Origin of the sequence: Pseudomonas sp. HMSC066A08 (assembly GCF_001813025.1) — a bacterium.
Taxonomy (GTDB): Bacteria; Pseudomonadota; Gammaproteobacteria; order Pseudomonadales; family Pseudomonadaceae; genus Pseudomonas; species Pseudomonas aeruginosa.
In genome coordinates this window covers 1-14,340 of the sequence record NZ_KV811299.1, presented here as the reverse complement: position 1 = coordinate 14,340, position 14,340 = coordinate 1, and the positions used below count along the sequence as shown (strand labels likewise).

14 protein-coding genes are annotated in these 14,340 nt (G+C 65.6%); 3 read left to right on the top strand and 11 right to left on the bottom strand.

Features of this window, described 5'->3' with window-relative positions; genetic code table 11:
- Positions 1-11: 11 nt before the first annotated feature.
- Positions 12-473, top strand: coding sequence for a UPF0158 family protein (locus tag HMPREF2886_RS13915; RefSeq protein WP_033967748.1), 462 nt, complete (start codon positions 12-14; stop codon positions 471-473).
- 7 nt (positions 474-480) lie between these two features.
- On the opposite strand, the gene HMPREF2886_RS13910 is transcribed toward HMPREF2886_RS13915, so the two are convergent.
- The 7 genes from HMPREF2886_RS13910 to pip form a co-directional block, all read right to left on the bottom strand.
- Entirely contained in the window at positions 481-1,215 is a 735-nt protein-coding gene (locus HMPREF2886_RS13910; RefSeq protein WP_033967746.1) for an amino acid ABC transporter ATP-binding protein, read from the bottom strand.
- On the bottom strand, positions 1,208-2,170 hold the full coding sequence (locus HMPREF2886_RS13905; protein ID WP_003103450.1) for an amino acid ABC transporter permease: 963 nt from the start codon (positions 2,168-2,170) through the stop codon (positions 1,208-1,210). Before HMPREF2886_RS13905 ends, HMPREF2886_RS13910 begins: the two co-directional genes overlap by 8 nt.
- 65 nt (positions 2,171-2,235) lie before the next feature.
- A complete protein-coding gene (locus HMPREF2886_RS13900) occupies positions 2,236-3,036 on the bottom strand; it encodes a transporter substrate-binding domain-containing protein (protein ID WP_003095910.1) in 801 nt (266 codons plus the stop codon).
- 237 nt (positions 3,037-3,273) lie between these two features.
- Positions 3,274-5,859 (bottom strand): glucans biosynthesis glucosyltransferase MdoH, encoded by a 2,586-nt coding sequence (mdoH, locus tag HMPREF2886_RS13895; RefSeq protein ID WP_003135824.1) that lies wholly within the window; start codon positions 5,857-5,859, stop codon positions 3,274-3,276.
- Positions 5,852-7,429, bottom strand: a complete 1,578-nt coding sequence (locus tag HMPREF2886_RS13890; RefSeq protein ID WP_070747652.1) for a glucan biosynthesis protein G — start codon at positions 7,427-7,429, stop codon at positions 5,852-5,854. Before HMPREF2886_RS13890 ends, mdoH begins: the two co-directional genes overlap by 8 nt.
- 456 nt (positions 7,430-7,885) lie before the next feature.
- Positions 7,886-8,323: a D-aminoacyl-tRNA deacylase gene (gene dtd, locus HMPREF2886_RS13885; RefSeq protein WP_033977048.1), complete on the bottom strand. Its 438-nt coding sequence runs from the start codon at positions 8,321-8,323 to the stop codon at positions 7,886-7,888.
- The gene (gene pip, locus HMPREF2886_RS13880) at positions 8,320-9,291 is read right to left on the bottom strand and encodes a prolyl aminopeptidase (protein WP_057388287.1); all 972 of its coding nucleotides are present in this window, start codon (positions 9,289-9,291) and stop codon (positions 8,320-8,322) included. The genes dtd and pip overlap by 4 nt, the downstream gene beginning before the upstream one ends.
- Positions 9,292-9,472: 181 nt before the next feature.
- Here pip and HMPREF2886_RS13875 point away from each other — a divergent pair, with 181 nt between their 5' ends.
- On the top strand, positions 9,473-9,949 hold the full coding sequence (locus HMPREF2886_RS13875) for an NUDIX domain-containing protein (protein ID WP_003095920.1): 477 nt from the start codon (positions 9,473-9,475) through the stop codon (positions 9,947-9,949).
- 4 nt (positions 9,950-9,953) lie between these two features.
- On the opposite strand, the gene HMPREF2886_RS13870 is transcribed toward HMPREF2886_RS13875, so the two are convergent.
- The 3 genes from HMPREF2886_RS13870 to HMPREF2886_RS13860 are packed head-to-tail and all read right to left on the bottom strand — an operon-like array spanning position 9,954 to position 12,522.
- Positions 9,954-10,853 (bottom strand): transporter substrate-binding domain-containing protein, encoded by a 900-nt coding sequence (locus tag HMPREF2886_RS13870; RefSeq protein ID WP_070747649.1) that lies wholly within the window; start codon positions 10,851-10,853, stop codon positions 9,954-9,956.
- A gap of 42 nt (positions 10,854-10,895) precedes the next feature.
- The gene (locus HMPREF2886_RS13865; RefSeq protein WP_042169528.1) at positions 10,896-11,246 is read right to left on the bottom strand and encodes a RidA family protein; all 351 of its coding nucleotides are present in this window, start codon (positions 11,244-11,246) and stop codon (positions 10,896-10,898) included.
- Between the two features lie 25 nt (positions 11,247-11,271).
- Entirely contained in the window at positions 11,272-12,522 is a 1,251-nt protein-coding gene (locus HMPREF2886_RS13860; protein WP_070747646.1) for a D-amino acid dehydrogenase, read from the bottom strand.
- A gap of 64 nt (positions 12,523-12,586) precedes the next feature.
- Between HMPREF2886_RS13860 and HMPREF2886_RS13855 the strand changes: the two genes are divergently transcribed.
- Positions 12,587-13,543: a LysR family transcriptional regulator gene (locus HMPREF2886_RS13855; protein WP_003095930.1), complete on the top strand. Its 957-nt coding sequence runs from the start codon at positions 12,587-12,589 to the stop codon at positions 13,541-13,543.
- Between the two features lie 67 nt (positions 13,544-13,610).
- Here HMPREF2886_RS13855 and HMPREF2886_RS33295 read toward each other — a convergent pair.
- Positions 13,611-14,340, bottom strand: a 730-nt coding sequence (locus HMPREF2886_RS33295; RefSeq protein ID WP_139148405.1) for a tetratricopeptide repeat protein, incomplete at its 5' end; no start/stop codon positions are given.

The following is a 14,340-nucleotide window of genomic DNA, read 5'->3' as shown; positions in this document are numbered from 1 at the left end:
GAGATGACGCCATGCGCCCGATGACCATCGATATCGACGAACTGGCCTTCGCCCTGGATACCCCGGGAATCGACCACTACCTCGACCTGTACAGCGGCAAGGTGCTGCTGATCTCCGCCGAGGCGCCCGATCCCGAACTGGACGCATTGCTGGAAAACGAGCCGGAACGCCTGCTGCTGATCGACCCGCTGAGCACCACCCAGTCGCTGGGACTGATGCAGGATTTCCTCCGCGAGGTGGAAGAGCCGCACGCCTATGCGACGCTCGCCAACGCGCTGCAGGGCCGCAAGCCGTTCAAGGCCTTCAAGCACTCCCTGATGGAGTACCCGGAACTGTTGCAGGACTGGTACCGCTACCAGAACGAGCGCCTGCGCGAATGGGCGCTGGACTGGCTGGAGGACAACGATATCCAGCCGGCCGCGCGGCAGGGCCCGACGTCGCTCCTGCCGCCGCCGGGCAAGCCGTTCGCCTAGCGCGGTACTAGAGGACCTGGCGGAGGAAGGCCTGGGCCCGCGGGTCCTGCGGATTGTCGAAGAACTGCGCCGGCGGCGCGTCCTCCAGCAGCTTGCCGTGGTCGAAGAACAGCACGCGGTCGGCCACTTCGCGGGCAAAGCCCATCTCGTGGGTCACGCAGACCATGGTCATGCCTTCCACGGCCAGGGTCTTCATGACGTCGAGGACTTCGCCGACCATCTCCGGATCGAGCGCCGAGGTCGGTTCGTCGAACAGCATCACCTTGGGGTCCATGCACAACGCGCGAGCGATCGCCACGCGCTGCTGCTGGCCGCCGGACAGGCGCGAGGGATATTCGTCGGCCTTCTGCCCGATGCCGACCTTGGCCAGCAGCGCCCGCGCCTTGGCCTCGCGCTCGGCCTTGCCGCGCTTGCGCACCACGCGTTGGGCCAGGCAGAGGTTGTCGAGCACGGTCATGTGCGGGAACAGGTTGAAATGCTGGAACACCATACCGACTTCGCGGCGGTAGGCATTGATGTCGGTCCTCGGGTCGGCCAGGTCGACGCCGTCGATGCTCACCGAGCCTTCGTCGAACTCCTCCAGGCCGTTCAGGCAGCGCAGGAAGGTCGACTTGCCGGAACCGGACGGACCGATCACCACCAGTACCTCGCCCCTGGCCACGTGGGTACTCACGTCGTCCACCGCGCGCACTACCTGGCCGCGGGTATCGAAGACCTTCAGCAGGTTGCGTACTTCAATCACTTTGTCCGAGCCTCCGCTCCAGTCGGGATGCCATGTGCGAAAGGGGCAGGTTCAACAACAGGTACAACGCGGCGACGCAGAACCAGATCTCGAAGGTGGAGAACGAGGTGGTGATCGCCTCGCGGCCGCTCTTGGTCAGTTCGGTGATGGCGATCACCGAGACCAGCGAGGTGTCCTTGACCAGGCTGATGAACTGCCCGGCCAGCGGCGGCAGCACGCGCTTGAAGGCCTGCGGCAGGATCACGTAGCGCATCGACTGGCCGGCGTTCAGGCCCAGGGAGCGGGCGGCCTCGTTCTGCCCGCGGGCGATGGACTGCACGCCGGCGCGGATGATCTCGGCCACGTAGGCGCCGGTGAACAGCGCCAGCGCCGCGACCCCGGCGAACTCGCGGGACAGGTTGAGCACGGTGCCGATGAAGAAGTAGAAGATGAAGATCTGCACCAGCAACGGCGTGCCGCGCACCAACTCGACGTAGATCGTCGACAGGTCGTGCAGGGTCGGGTTCTTCGACAGCCGGCAGAGGCCGGCGACCAGGCCGATAGCCAGACCGATGGCACCGGACACCAGCGATAGCCACAGCGTGGTCCACAGGCCCCAGAGCAGTGGGCCGGCGGCCCAGTGGCGGGTCACCCCGACCGCGTCGCCCTCGGCCACGTCGTCGCCTTCGGAGAATTGCAGGCTGTCCTGGGCGACGGTCACGACCTGCTTCTCGCCGCTCTCGCCGAGCAGCGTGACGCGCGCGTCCCTGCCCTGTTCCTCGATAGCCTCGACCCGGCCGATCTCATTGGCCCGCAACGGCTCCTCGGCCTGGTAGGCGAAGTACTGCGGAACGCGGTTCCAGCGCCATTCATAGGAAATCAGCGAGGTGGAGAACCACAGCGCCCAGGCCAGGACCAGCAGGATCAGCCCGGTCAGCAGGTGCCAGGGCCAGACGGAACGTTTCTTCTTGGTCACGGAAACTCTCTCGAACGATGGAATGCGCAGGCACGACGGCCCCCTTCGCGGGGGCCGTCAGCGGTTCATTCCATTTCCTTCAGCCACTCGGTGTTCTTGAACCACTTGTCGTGGATGCGCTGATAGGTGCCGTCTTCGCGGATCTGATGGAGGAAGTTGTTGATGAAGTTGATGCTGTCGTAGTCGCCTTTCTTCAGGCCGAACGCCAGCGGCTCGTAGGTGAACGGCTGGTCGAGGTAGACCAGCTTGCCGGCGCCGAACTTGCTCACCGCCACCACGTTGTAGGGCGAGTCGTAGATGAAGGCGTCGGCCTTGCCGTTGACCACGTCCATCACCGCTTCAGGCTCGTTGTCGAAGCCGTGGTACTTGGCCTTGCTGATCAGCTTGCGGGCAACGATCTCACCGGTGGTGCCGATCTTCGAGGTGATGCTGTACTGCGGATCGTTCAGGTCCTTGTAGGACTTGATCTTGCCTTCCAGCTCCTTGCGCACCAGCAGGGTCTGGCCGACCACGATGAAGGGCTCGGAGAAGTTCAGGCGCAGGTTGCGTTCCTGGGTCAGGGTCATGCCCGAGCCGATCATGTCGAACTTGTCGGTCAGCAGCGCCGGGATGATGCCGTCGTAGCTGGTGGAGACCAGCTCCAGCTTGACGCCCATCGACTTGGCCATGGCCTTGAGCAGGTCGACTTCGAAGCCGATGATCTGGCCACGCTTGTTGGTCATCTCGAACGGCATGTAGGTCGGGTCCATGCCGACCCGCAGGGTGCCGCGCTTGACCGCGTCCTCCACCGCGCCGGCCGCCTGGACCGAAGCCACGCCCACCAGGGCGCAGACGCCCAGAACCAATGAAGCAAGATACTTTTTCATTCCCCAATCCCCAGCAGTCTTAGAAACACAGTCGTCGAACGGATGCTCTCGTCGTGTCGCCGTCCCGGGCGGGCAGCAGGCCATGACCGGCTGCGCAAAAGGCGGCCGATAGTACCTCAGCTGGCGAACGATACGAGACTTTCTGGATTGCCGGCGCAGGGTAACAGCAGCGCCGCACGGGGAAAACAGGCAAGAAACAGACCACGCCCCCGGCGGCGTTCCGCCGGGGGCGTGGGATCAGGACTGGGCGGCGGGCAGCAGGCCGGCGTCGCCGGGCACTACCTGGGCCAGCGGTACGCTGGCGGCGTGGGGGTCGTCCGCCTCGGCCTTGCGCCAGCGGCCGAGCCAGTCGTCGCGGTCCTCTTCCCAGACCCGCGTATGCAGGCGCGAAAGTGCTACCGGGTCACTCAACAGGGCCAGGCGCGTGGCGCCGTCGAGCTGTTCCGGGCCCTTCTCGATGGCCTTGCCGATACGCTCGCCGCGCACCGTCTCGATGGCTTGCGCTCGGTTGTGGCGAGCCGTGCCCATGGCGCAGGCCAGGGCGTTGAGCAACGGATCGACGGCGGCCTTGAGGAAGCCATCCTTGAGCGCATGCCAGCGGTTCTCGTAGGTGTACTCGTCGGTGGCGCGCAGCTCGCGCGGCGTGTCGTACTCCTCCGGGATCAGGAACAGCTTTTCATCGCGGGCGCGCAGGCCCAGCTTCACCCGGCTGGAGATCACCGATACCGGGATCGACAGGATCAGCGAACCGACGATCGGCGACAGCCACCACAGGAAGCGCGGGTTGAGCCAGGCCACCAGCAGGGTCCAGGCGATACCCAGCAGGGTCTGCATGCCGTGCCGGCGGATCGCCTCGCTCCAGGGCGTGGCGTCGTCGTCGCGCTGCGGCGAGTTCCACTGCACCGACCAGCCGAGGAAGGCGGCCAGCACGAAGCGGGTGTGGAAGAGCATGCGCACCGGCGCCAGCAGCACCGAGAAGAACATCTCCAGGAGCATGCTCAGGGTCACCCGGATCACCCCGCCGAAACCCTTGGCGCCCTTGGCCCAGATCAGCATTACGCTGAGCAGCTTGGGCAGGAACAACAGGGTCAGGGTGGTGGAGAACAACGCGATGGCCTTCTCCGGATGCCACTGCGGCCAGATCGGGAACAGCTGCCGCGGTTCCAGGAAGTACTGCGGCTCCATCAGTTGGTGCACCGCCAGCAGCGCGGTGGAAAGCACCAGGAAGAAAAACCACAACGGCGCCGACAGGTAGGACATGACCCCGGTGAGGAATACCGCGCGGTGCACCGGGTGCATGCCCTTGACCAGGAACAGGCGGAAGTTCATCAGGTTGCCGTGGCACCAGCGGCGGTCGCGCTTGAGTTCGTCGAGCAGGTTCGGCGGCAGTTCTTCGTAGCTGCCGTCGAGGTCATAGGCGATCCACACGCCCCAGCCGGCACGGCGCATCAGCGCAGCCTCGACGAAGTCGTGGGACAGGATCGCGCCGGCGAACGAGCCCTTGCCCGGCAACGGCGCCAGGGCACAGTGGTCGATGAAGGGCTGCATGCGGATGATCGCGTTGTGGCCCCAGTAGTGCGACTCGCCGAGTTGCCAGAAGTGCAGGCCGGCGGTGAACAGCGGGCCGTAGACGCGGGTGGCGAACTGCTGCATGCGCGCATACAGGGTGTCCATGCCGGACGCCTTCGGCGCAGTCTGGATGATCCCCGCCTCAGGATTGGCCTCCATCAGGCGCACCAGCTTGGCCAGGCAGTCGCCGCTCATCACGCTGTCGGCGTCCATCACCACCATGTAGCGGTAGTCGCCGCCCCAGCGCCGGCAGAAGTCGTCGATGTTGCCGCTCTTGCGCTTCACCCGGCGCCGGCGACGACGGTAGAAGATCTTGCCGAAGCCCTTGGTCTCGCGGCACAGCTCGAGCCAGGCCTGCTGCTCGGCGACGGCGATATCCGGGTCGTTGGTGTCGCTCAGGACGAAGAAGTCGAAGCGCTCCATCTCGCCGGTGGCGGCCATCGACTCGACGGTCGCCCGCAGGCCGGCGAATACCCGCGGCACGTCTTCGTTGCAGATCGGCATGACGATCGCCGTGCGGGCATCGGCGGCGATCGGCTCGCTGCCGGCGCTGCTGCCGGATATCCGGTAGCGGTCGCGCCCGGTGAGCAGCTCCCAGAAGCCCATCAGCGCGGTCCAGAAGCCGGCCGAGACCCAGCAGAAGAGGATCGCGAAGAGCGCCAGGATGCCGAACTGGATGACATAGGGCAGCACCTGCTGGACGGTATCCAGCAGGCTCTGCTGGGCCAGTTCCTCCAGGTCGACGAAGGCCCAGCCCTGGTAGGGCAGGATGCCTTTCATGTAGTAGGTGGCGACCGAGGTTTGCGCCAGCATCAGCAACAGCAGGATGAACCGGCGCAGCGAGCCGACCCGCTGCCAGCGGGCCCGCGGCAGGGCGCGCTTGGGCTTGGGCGGGTTGCTGCGTCCGGTCAGCCGACGCCAGCCACGCACCAGGATGTTGGTGCGCCAGGGCTCGGGAATCACCTTGGTACGGCGGATCGGCGGGGAAATCTTGAGGAAGGTGCGACCCTGGGCGTCGACGCCGAACATCTCGGCGTCGTCCAGCTCAGGGGTGCCCAGCTGCAGGCGGGCGCGTACCGAGGCCAGGGCGGGATCGCCGCCGGCATCGGCAGCGGCGCCTTCCGCTCCCGCCAGGCGAGCGTGCAGCTCGGAGAAGGAAGCGGATTCGCCAAGCCGCTCCCGCTCCTCTTCCGCCAGGGGAAGATGAGCGAGGTAGTCGGCCAGCGGTGCTTTCGTAGTGGATGGGTTATTCATCGGCAGGCAGCTGATAGCTCCAGGTTTCGCTCAATGGCTTCTGCGCCTCGTCGACCAGCGCCGCGCGCATTTCCACCGGCTTCTTCGGATCCTTGACCTTGATCCGCAGCGTCAGGCGCCAGCCTTTCAGGACCGGGTTGTAACGCAGGCTGTTCTCCACCACCTCGGCGTTGCTGTCGGTGCTGACCTGGGTGGTCACCGGCGCGTCCGGCGCCAGGTCCTTCAGGGCCGGCCCTTCGAAGTCGACGACCAGGGCGGTGCTGCCGTCCTGCTGGCGGATCAGGTTCTTCTGCTTCACGTCGCCGACCGAGCGCATGGTCTGCTTGACCCAGGAGGATTTCGGGTCGTGCAGCTCGTCTTCATCCATGGTCCAGTGCAGGCGGTAGGCGAAGTCCAGCGGCTTTCCGACCTCGGGCTGGGTCTCGGGGTTCCAGAACGCGACGATATTGTCGTTGGTTTCGTCCGGGGTCGGGATTTCCACCAGTTCCACGGTGCCCTTGCCCCAATCGCCCTTCGGCTCGATCCAGGCGCTCGGACGCAGGTCGTAGCGGTCGTCCAGGTCTTCGTAGCGGGAGAACTCGCGGCCGCGCTGGAGCAGGCCGAAGCCTTTCGGGTTCTCCACGCTGAAGGTGCTCACCGACAGGTGCTTCGGGTTGTTCAGCGGGCGCCACAGCCACTCGCCGTTGCCGGCATGGATCTGCAGGCCGCTCGAGTCATGCAGCTCGGGCCGGAAGTTGTGCTGCTCGGACGGCTGGTTGGAGCCGAACAGGTACATGCTGGTCAGCGGCGCCAGACCCAGTTTGCTGACCTTGTCGCGGAGGAACACGCGGGCCTGGACATCCATCACCGCCTCCTTGCCCGGACGCAGCACGAAGCGGTAGGCGCCGGTGGCACGCGGCGAGTCGAGCAGGGCGTAGATCACCAGTTGCTTGTCCTGCGCCTTCGGCCGCTCGATCCAGAATTCGCGGAAGCGCGGGAACTCTTCGCCCGAAGGCAGCGCGGTATCGATGGCCAAGCCGCGCGCCGACAGACCGTAGACCTGGCCCTTGCCGACCACGCGGAAGTAGCTCGCGCCGAGGAAGGTGGCGATCTCGTCCTGCTTGTCGGCCTTGTTGATCGGATAGAGCACGCGGAAACCGGCATAGCCGAGATCCTTGGTGGCATTCTCGTCGAACTTCAGGGAGCCGAAATCGAACTTGGTGCGATCGTACTTGATCGGCTTGACCGTGGTCGCAGTCACCTCGTTGATCTTCACCGGCGTGTCGAAGTGCATGCCCTGGTGATAGAAGCTCAGCTTGAACGGCGTCTTCAGCTTGCCCCAGTAGGCGCGCTCGTTGATGAAACGGATCTGCTGGTAATCGGCGAATTTCATTTCGCTGAATTCCGATGGCAGGTTGCTGGTCGGCGCGGAATACTTGTCGCCGGCCAGGTCCTTGGCCTTGCTCGCCACGTCGTCGATGCTGAACGCCCATACCGGGGCGGCGACGAATGCCAGCGCGGTCGAGCCGGCAAGCAGCAGGGTGCGCACGCGGGCGCGGAAATCGGTGTTTGAAACGGAACGGAAAATCACGAGGCCCCCTCGTCCGTGAACATGAATTACTGAAGACGCCCTGACCGTTCAGGGGTCTCCGACGGCACCGGAGTGCCGGTCGAACATGGTTTCGCCACATTCGCTGCCAAACCCGATAGATAGCCAGATTTGGCGCGATCTGACAAAAAGAATGCCTGTTTCCAGTCATTCGCGTTACGTGCACCGGGCCGGGAAAACCAGGGGGCATGCCGCTCGTCGGCTAGCGATCCCAGAGGTTCCGACCCTGCCCAGGCGGAATGATTCCCGTCCATTGGGTTGCAGGACGCCCCGGCCGGCATCGGGATGCCGGCCGGCCTGTCCTGTACAGCATGAAATCGGCGTGCGGATGATGCACCGAGGTTGTGACAAAAGGCCATGTATCTGTCACAAAAATTCACCGTTCCAGCCCCGCCCTCCGTCGCTGAGGCACCTTGGGGATAACCCTCTCGAAGCCGATCAACTCTCCAGCAGGAAGGTCACCGGCCCGTCGTTGACCAGGTGTACCTGCATGTCGGCGCCGAAACGCCCGGTCGCCACCCGCGGATAGGCCTCCCGCGCCAGTTTCACCAGGTGCTCGAACACTGCCTCTCCTTGCGCCGGCGGGGCCGCGCTGGAGAAACTCGGACGCAGCCCGCTGCGGGTGTTCGCCGCCAGGGTGAATTGCGAGACCAGCAGCAAGCCGCCCTGCACGTCCAGCAAGGACCGGTTCATCTTGCCCTCGTCGTCGCCGAACACCCTGTAGTTGAGCAGCTTGTGCAGCATCTTCGCCGCGCAACGCTCGCCATCCTCGGGCTCGACCCCGACCAGCACCAGCAGGCCGCGATCGATGGAGCCGACGATTTCACCGCCAACCTCCACCCGCGCCGCGCCGACGCGCTGCAGCAACGCCTTCATTCGGCCTCCGGCGGCAGGTCGAGCAGTCGCCGGCCGATCTCGTTGGTGGCGCGCACCAGCGCATCGACTATCCCCGGCTCGCTGGCGGTATGCCCGGCGTCGCGGATGATCTGCAATTCGCTGTTCGGCCAGGCCTGGTGCAGGGCCCAGGCATTGTCCAGCGGACAGATGGCGTCGTAGCGGCCATGCACGATCACGCCAGGCAGATGGGCGATGCGCTGCATGTCCTCGAGCAACTGGTTGGGCCTGAGGAAGCCCTGGTTGACGAAGAAGTGGTTCTCGATGCGCGAGATCGACAGCGCCCTGCCCGGCTCGGTGAAGCGGTCCACCACCATGGGGTTGGGGCGCAGCGTGGCGGTGCGGCCCTCCCAGGTCGACCAGGCCTTGGCGGCGTGCATCTGGGCGATCTGGTCGCTCCCGGTCAGGCGCTTGTGGAAGGCCGCCAGCAGGTCGCCGCGCTCTTCCGGCGGGATCGGCGCGACATAGTCTTCCCAATAGTCGGGGAACAGGCGGCTGGCGCCTTCCTGGTAGAACCAGTGGATGTCCTGCGGCCGGCAGAGGAAGATGCCGCGCAGGATCAGCGCATGGACCCGCTCGGGATGGGTCTGCGCGTAGGCCAGCGACAGGGTCGAGCCCCAGGAGCCGCCGAACAACACCCACTTCTCGATACCCAGGTGCTCGCGCAGGCGCTCCATGTCCGCCACCAGCTCCCAGGTGCTGTTCTTCTCCAGGCTGGCGTGGGGCGTGGAACGGCCGCAACCGCGCTGGTCGAAGGTGACGATGCGGTAGAGGTTGGGATCGAAGAAACGACGCGACAGGGCATCGCAACCGGAGCCGGGGCCGCCGTGGACGAAGACGACCGGCAGTCCGTCCGGCGAACCGCTTTCGTCGGCATACAGCACATGCGGTTCGTCGACGGCCAGCTCGTGGCGAGCGTAGGGTTTAATTTCCGGATACAGAACTAGCATGATGCGCTCCCGAGGCGATGTGTTCGGCCCCCGGCGCAAACGTCGACAGCGGGGCCCGTCCTTTGCTCTGCCGCGCATGATACTTCGGCGCCGGGAAAAAAACCGAGCGGCTTTCATGTCCGCCCCGGTAGAGGGGAAACCATCAATCCAAGCAACGGCGCCTGGCGCCGGGAGAGCGAGCATGGCCGAGGCCTTGCGACACCGTATCCGCGCCGCCGGCCTGCTGGTGGTGGAGCAACGCATCCTGCTGGTCCGCCACGAGGTCGGCGGCGACATCTACTGGATTCCGCCCGGCGGCGGCTTCGAGTCGGAATGCGACGAATCGACGAAGGATACCGTCCGGCGCGAGTTTTTCGAGGAGACCGGCCTGCGGGTGGACGTCGGCCCGCTGGTCTACGTGCGCGAATTCGCCGAACCCGCCGCCGGGCGCTTCCACATGGAGCTGTTCTACCGCATCGACGCCTGGCGTGGCGAGCCGACCCTGGCCAACCTGAAGGGCCTGGGCGGCGACGAGTTCGATATCCGCGAGGTCGGCTGGATCGCCCGCGACGAACTGCCTGGCCTGCCGTCCTTCTATCCGGCCGAACTGGCCGACGACGTCTGGTCGCGCCTGGACGCGCCGACGCCGTCGATCCGCCACCTCGGCCTGCAGCGCTAGACGCTCACTGCACCGGATCGCTGGTGGGGTTCTCGAGGATCGCCTTCAGCTCCGCGGTCATGGGGAACTCCAGGTTCAGCCCCTTGGGCGGGATCGGCTGCTGGAACCAGCGCTGGTAGATGCCCTGTATCTCGCCCGAGCGATACAGCCCGGCCAGGGTCTCGTTGACCAGGGCAAGGAACTGCGGGTCGTCCTTGCGCACCATGCAGCTGTAGATCTCCCGCGATTGCGGCTCGCCGACCACCACCCAGTCGTGCGGCTGGCGCGCCTTGGCGCGTTCGCCGTAGAGCAGCGCATCGTCCATGTAGAAGGCCACCGCGCGACCCGATTGCAGCATCTGGAAGGCTTCGCCGTGGTCCTTGGCGCTGACCACGTTCATCCCCAGCTTGTGTTCGGCGTTGTAGTTCTTCAGGTAGCGCTCGTTGGTGGTGCCGGCGGTGGTCACCACGTTCTTGCCCTTGAGGTCGTCGAAGTGGGCGATGCCGCTGTCCTTGCGGGTCAGCAACTGGCCCTTGACGTAGATGAAGCCGTAGGAGAACGCCACCTGTTTCTGCCGCTCGGCGGTGACCCCGGTAGAGCCGCACTCCAGGTCGACGGTGCCATTCTGCACCAGCGGGATACGGGTCTGCGAAGTGACCAGGTTGTACTTCACCTTGAGTTCCGGCTTGCCGAGGGTGCTCTTCAGCCGCTCCACCACCTTGCCGGCCAGTTCCACCGAATAGCCCATGGGCTGGCCGCTGTTATCGCCAAGATAGGAGAAGGGCACCGAGGCATCGCGATAACCCAGGGTTATCGTGCCGTTGTCGGCGACCTTCTTCAGGGTGCCGCTGAGTTCCTCGGCCTGCGCGGCGCCGATGGCGAACGACAGGGAGAGTGCGAGAGCGCTGGATACAAGGGTTTTCATCGGAGGTTCTGCCTCTTTTTTCTTATGGCTATGGAAAGGAAGTCAGCCCCTGGCCGCCACCACGGTGATCTCCACCAGCACCGACGGACGCGCCAGCTCCGCCTGGACGGTGGTCCGGCTGGGCGCCTGGCCGGTCGGCAACCACTGGGTCCAGACCTCGTTCAGCGCGTCGAAATCGCGGGCGATGTCCTTCAGGTAGAGGGTCGCGCTGAGGATACGCTCCTTGCTCGATCCGGCCTCTGCCAGCAACGCGTCGATCTTCGCCAGCACCTCGCGGGTCTGGCCGTGGATATCCTCGGCCTGGCCCGGCACCTGGCCGGAAAGAAATACCAGGGCGTCGAAGCAGACCGCGGCGGACAGGCGGTCGTTGGTGGCGATACGGGTCGGTTCCATGGGAGTGCTCCAGGTCGAGGGGAGTTCAGCCAGCCAGCGCGCCGCGCGGCAGCAGGCCAGTGGTATCGATGCTCGGCGGGCGGCGGCCGATCTGTTCGGCCAGCAGGCGCCCGCTGCCGCAGGCCAGGGTGAAGCCGAGCGCGCCGTGGCCGAGGTTGAGCCAGAGGTTGCGGTAGCCGCCGTTGCCCACCAGCGGTACCCCGGTGGGCGTCGCCGGGCGCATGCCGGCCCATTCGACGGCGGCGTCGAAATCGCCGCCCTGCGGGAACGTGTCCCGCGCCTGCTGGCGCAGCAGTGCCAGGCGCGCGGGCTCGAGGCCGGGGTCGAAGCCGACGATGTCGACCATCGCGGCGATCCGCAGCCGCTCGCCGATCCGCGCGTAGACGATCTTGCGGTCGTAATCGGTGATGCTGGTATCCGGCGCGCGGTGCTGCGCGCCGACCGGCAGGGTCAGGCTATAGCCCTTGAGCGGGTATAGCGGCAGGCGCAGGCCCGGCAGCATCAATTCGGCGCTGCGGTAGCCGGCGGCCAGCACCACATGATCGGCCTCGATGAGATCGCCGCCGGCCTCGACGCCACGCACCGTCGCGCCGCCCTCGACGATCTTCGTCACCCTGCGGCCATACAGTTGCCGGCAATGTCCGGAAGCCTGCAGGCGCTCGGCCAGTCGCACGCAGAAGGCATGGCAGTCGGCGACCTCCTCGTCCGGCGTGTGGATGCCGCCGACGAAGGGCGCGGCAGACAGGGCCGGCTCCAGCGCGCGGCACTCGGCGGCGGACAGGACGAATTGCGCCGAGGGATCGGCCAGGCCCTGACGAGCCCGCGCAAAGCTGGCCGGTTGGCGGAACGCCACCAGCTTACCGTTGCGCCGCCAGTCGAAGCCATCGAGGCCATCCTCCTCGCGCCAGGCCTGCAGGGTGCGCTGGCTGAGCAATGCCAGGCGCAGCAGGTGCGCGGCATTGCGGCGATTCAGCGAGCCGCGGCAAGCCGCGAGGAAGCCCAGCAGCCAGCGCCACTGCGCCGGATCGAGGCGCGGCCGCAGACGCAACGGCGCATCGTTGCGCAGCAGCCAGCCGAGCGCCTGGGCCGGCACGCCGCTGTCGGCCAATGGCGCCACGTAGCGATAGGACAACTGCCCGCCATTGGCGTAGCTGGTTTCCAGCCCGCCCCGCTCGCGCGCTTCCACCAGGATCACGTCGAACCCTTCGCGAACCAGGGCGTAGGCCGTGGCCAGGCCGACCACACCGGCGCCGATGATGCAAACCCGCTGAGCCATGACAATCGTTATCCAGGTGTTTTCCAGGGCTTCGACGATAGGCGCGGATGACAGCGGTAGGACAATGAATAAAGATGGCCAGGGTATAAATCCAGGTTATGGGCTCGCACCGATGAAGCTCCGCCATATCGAAGTGTTCCAGGCGATCCGCCAGGCTGGCTCGGTCAGCGGCGCCGCACAGTTGCTGCACGTGTCCCAGCCGGCGGTGAGCAAGGTCCTGCAACACGCCGAGCAGCAACTGGGCTTCCCGCTGTTCCTGCGGGTACGCGGCAAGCTGCTGGCGACCCCGGAAGCGCTGGAACTGGAGCGCGAAGTGGCCAAGCTCAGCGATAGCCTCCAGGCCGTGCGGCGCCTGGCGCAGAACCTGCGGCGCCAGCCGGGCCACAGCCTGCGCATCGGCGCCACCCCGGCCCTGGCGCTGTCGCTGCTGCCGCGAGCGATCGGCGAATGGAGCGCGCGCTATCCGCAGAGCGGCTGCGAACTGGCCACCCTGCATTCGCGCGAGCTGGTGCAGGGCCTGCTGATGCGCGAACTGGACCTGGCCCTGAGCCTGAAGCAGCCGGAACACCCCGGCCTGCGCGGCGAAGCCATCGCCAGCGGCGTGCTGGTGGCCCTGGCGCCGCGCGAACACTGGCCCGAAGCGGAACGCCGGCAGCCACTGAGCCTGGCCGGACTGGCCGGCGAAGCGCTGATCGGGCTGTCCACCGCCGACCCGCTGTTCGCCCGCCTGGAGGATTACCTCAGCGCCGTGGAGCCACCGCCGCAGGTGAAGATCGCCGTGCAGACCTACGCCCTCGCCCGCGCCCTGGTAGAGGCTGGGGCCGGCCTGGCGCTGGTCGATCCCTTCACCGCCCTCGGCGCCGACCCGCACAGCACCGCGATCCGCCCCTTGAGCCCGGCCTTCCCGGTCACCCTCTACGCCATCACCCGCGCCGACGAAACCCCGCCGCACACCCTCGCTCCGCTGCTGCGGATGCTCGCCCGCCAGGCCGAGGAGCGTTTGCGGGCCGTGCAGATGTAGCATTTGCCGCCCGGCCTGCCGCTGGAAACCTTGGACGTCGTTCTGGCCTGGCCCACGCCTCGCGTCCTTACCGCTCCGGCTTCCAGTCTGGGCGGTCCGCGTCGTAGCCCTGGGTCGGGTGGGGCGGTAACGGATGCTCTTTCATCAGGTTGGGAAAACGTAAATCAGGATCAGCTTCAAGCTTTTTATAAATTGAATAATACGCTTTATGTAATTCTTCGTTGGGGACGTACCACATTGCACTTGCGGGGGGAGTTTTGTCTCCGAAGACTCGCGAAAGAAAGAAAGCCGCATCATCATTCCCTTGACTGGCAGCGAGAAGATAATAGCTCGCCGCTCTGGGGAAGTTATGCTCTACTATCTTATAATACGCCCCTAGCTCATAGTTAGCCGGAGAATAACCCTGACTGGCAGCGCAATGGGTATACGCCAAACCCAAATCTTTCTTCTTAGCTACATAAATATAAAGCCTTCCAAGTTCAGTCAATGCCGGCGGATTTCCCAAACTAGCGGCTTTATCCAAGAAGGTAAGCCCATCAGTCGCAGGATTCTTAACCCCAGCACGATTTCCAATCATTACCCCCATGTCATAGAAGCCTTGGGGCACTCCCAGATCGATCATCTTCTGGTAAAGGTCCAACGCTTTCTGCGTATCCTTCTCTACCCCACCAGGCCACCCTGTACGATAAAGATTCGCCAGGTTATGCATCGCCTTCCAGTGCCCACGCTTAACTGCCTTGCTGTAAAGCTCGACGATACGGCTCCAGGGCCGCAGAGTATCGGGCTTGGCCAAGGCG